The following is a 3,188-nucleotide window of genomic DNA, read 5'->3' on the forward strand; positions in this document are numbered from 1 at the left end:
CGGCGTCGGCGCCGGGCGCGATCAGGCCCTTGCGCGGATACATGTTGAGGATTTTGGCGCTGTTGGTCGAGGTGACGGCGACGAATTCGTTCGGCGTCAGCCGACCCGTCTCGACGCCGTGGGTCCACAAGACCGGCATGCGGTCCTCGAGGCCGCCCGTGCCGTTCGGGATCTTGGTGAAGTCGCCGAAGCCCAGCTCCTTCTGCTTGGTGGTGAACGAGCAGTGGTCGGTGGCGACGACCTGCAGCGAGCCCGCGCGCAGGCCGTTCCAGAGGTCGTCCTGGTTGAGTTTGTCGCGGAAGGGCGGCGACATGACGCGCCGCGCGGCGTGCTGCCAGTCCTTGTTGTAATACTCGCTTTCGTCGAGCACGAGATGCTGGATCAGCGGCTCGCCGTAGACGCGCTTTCCGAGCGCGCGGGCGCGCGCGACCGCTTCATGCGCCGGGATGCAGGAGGTGTGCACGATATAGATCGGCACGCCCGCCTGGTCGGCCAGCATGATGGCGCGGTTGGTCGCTTCGCCTTCGACGTCCGGGGGACGCGAGAGGGCGTGGCCCTCGGGGCCGGTGATGCCCTTGGAGAGATAATAGCGCTGCAAGGCGAGGACGAGGTCGCCGTTCTCGGCATGGACGAGCGGCATGGCGCCGAGCTCGGCGCAGCGCGAGAACGAGGCGAACATCTCCTCGTCGTTGACCATCAGCGAGCCCTTGTAAGCCATGAAGTGCTTGAAGGTCGTCACGCCCGCCTTGACGACCTTGGCCATGTCCTCGCGCACTTGGTCGTTCCAGTAGGTGATGGCCATGTGGTACGAAAAGTCTGCGACGGCGTTCTTCGACCGCTCGTTCCAGTCGGCCAAGGCCTCCATCAGCGGCTGGTTGCGATTGGGGATGCAAAAGTCGACCACCATCGTGGTGCCGCCGGACACGCCGGCCTTGGAGCCGCTCTCGAAATTGTCGGCGGAATTGGCGCCCATGAAGGGCATGTCGAGGTGGGTGTGCGGATCGACGCCGCCGGGGATCACATAGCAATCTCCCGCGTCGAGCGTGCTGTCGCCCGAAAGGTTGTCGCCAATCTCGACGATGGTCTCGCCCTCGACCTTGACGTCGGCCTTGGAGCTGCGGTCGGCGTTGACCACCGTTCCGCCCTTGATGACGATCGACATGGTGTTCTCCCGTTCGATTTCCGCGCGTTCCCGCGATGAATGATGATCAGGACGCGATCTCGGCCTTCTCAAGCGCCGCGTGCATCAGCACGTTGGCGCCGGCCGTCGACCATTCTTGCTTGATGTCCTCGCTCTCGTTATGGCTGACGCCGTCGACGCAGGGGGTGAAGATCATCGACGTCGGCGTGATGCGCGCCATGTAGCAGGCGTCGTGGCCCGCGCCCGAGACGATGTCGCGATGGCTGTAGCCGAAGCGCTCGGCGCCCCGCCGCACCGCCTCGACGCAGGCCGGATCGAAGGGGACGGGCTCGTAGTAGAACACCTGCGTGAGATCGTACGTGATCCCCATCGCCCTCGTGATGTCCACGACGCCGGCCTTGAGCGCCGCGTCCATCTCCGAGAGCGTGGCGTCGATCGGGTGGCGGAAATCGACAGTCATGAACACTTCGCCGGGGATCACGTTGCGCGAATAGGGGTAGGGGTTGAGCATCCCGACGGTCGAGACCCCGAGCGGCGCTTTCGAGAGGCCGATCTTGTTGACGAGTTCCACGATCCGCGCCGCTCCGAGCAGCGCGTCCTTGCGCCGCGGCATCGGCGTCGAGCCCGCGTGGCTCTCGAAGCCGGTCAAGCGAATTTCGTACCAGCGCTGGCCCTGTCCATGCGTGACGATGCCGACGTCGTAGCCCTCGGCCTCAAGAATCGGGCCTTGCTCGATGTGCAACTCGAAATAGGCGTGGACCGGCCGGCCGCCGACCGGCTCGTCGCCCTTGAAGCCGATGCGGGCGAGTTCGTCGCCGAGCGACTTGCCTTCCTGATCGACGCGCGAGTAGGCGAATTCCTTGGTGTATACGCCGGCGAATACGCCCGAGGACACCATCGCCGGGGCATAGCGCGAGCCTTCCTCGTTGGTCCAGTTGGCGACCTCGATCGGGTAACGGGTCTTGATCTTGAGGTCGTTCAGCGAGCGGACGACCTCGAGCGCGCCGAGCACGCCGAGCACGCCGTCGAACTTGCCGCCGGTTGGTTGGGTGTCGAGGTGGCTGCCGAGAATGACCGGAGGCAGCGAATCGTCCTCCCCCGCCCGGCGAGCGAACATGTTGCCCATCTCGTCGACCGTGACCGTGCAGCCGGCCGCTTCGCACCACGTCCTGAACAGCTCGCGGCCTTGCTTGTCGACGTCGGTCAGGGTCAGGCGCTTGCAGCCGCCCTTGGGCGTGCCGCCGATCTTGGCCATTTCCATGAGCGAGTCCCAGAGACGGGCTCCGTTGACGCGAACATTGGACAGGTCGGACATTGTCGGCTCCGCTTGGATTTGACAAACGCTAGTATAAGTTTGACCAAACGGTCAAATGACGTAGCCTTAGGCGAAACGCTCAGCGAAACGGCGCCCATGGACCATCTTTTTCGCAGTCGCGACCGCGGCGCAAGCACATCGCAAACGGCGAGCGAGCGACGGCCGGCGGCGCGCAAGCCCCGGCCGACCGTCCGCGCGGAAAACGAGCGGACACTGCTCGAAGCGGCCGAGCAGATCTTCGCCGAGCAGGGCTTCGCCGGCGCCACGACGGCGGCGATCGCGCGGCGCGCCGGCGTGCCGAAGGCCAATCTCCACTATTACTTCGCCACCAAGGAGGCGCTCTACCGCGCCGTGGTCGAGCGGGTGCTCACCGCCTGGCTCGACGCTGCCTCGTCCTTCGATGCGAGCGAGGACGCGCGCGAGGCGCTCTCGGCCTATATTTCGGCCAAGATGGACCTTGCGCGCGCGATGCCGCTCGCCTCGCGCATCTGGTCGGCCGAGATCATGCGCGGCGCGCCGATTATCCAGGACTTCCTCGACACGACCTTGAGCGAATGGGTCGCCAAGCGCGAGAAGGCCGTGCGCCGCTGGATCGCGGCGGGGAAGCTGAAGCCGATCGAGCCCAAGGTGCTCTTCTACATGATCTGGGCGACGACCCAGCAATACACCACCGAGGAGCAGGAACTGGCGATCGGCCGCACCAAACTGTCCGACATCGAGCTTCCCGACGAC

At 65.4% G+C, this 3,188-nt stretch carries 3 protein-coding genes; 1 reads left to right on the forward strand and 2 read right to left on the reverse strand.

Annotated elements, in window-relative coordinates; genetic code table 11:
* The coding region (gene hydA / locus ACLP25_RS22480; protein WP_442471365.1) for a dihydropyrimidinase at positions 1 to 1,162 on the reverse strand (1,162 nt) is incomplete at its 3' end.
* A gap of 46 nt (positions 1,163 to 1,208) precedes the next feature.
* Positions 1,209 to 2,456, reverse strand: coding sequence for a Zn-dependent hydrolase (locus ACLP25_RS22485; protein ID WP_442471366.1), 1,248 nt, complete (start codon positions 2,454 to 2,456; stop codon positions 1,209 to 1,211).
* Positions 2,457 to 2,552: 96 nt separating this feature from the next.
* On the opposite strand from ACLP25_RS22485, the gene ACLP25_RS22490 reads away from it, so the two are divergent.
* A partial coding sequence (locus tag ACLP25_RS22490) for a TetR family transcriptional regulator C-terminal domain-containing protein (RefSeq protein ID WP_442471367.1) occupies positions 2,553 to 3,188 on the forward strand: 636 nt, incomplete at its 3' end.

Origin of the sequence: Roseiarcus sp., from assembly GCF_052145395.1 — a bacterium.
GTDB lineage: Bacteria > Pseudomonadota > Alphaproteobacteria > Rhizobiales > Beijerinckiaceae > Roseiarcus.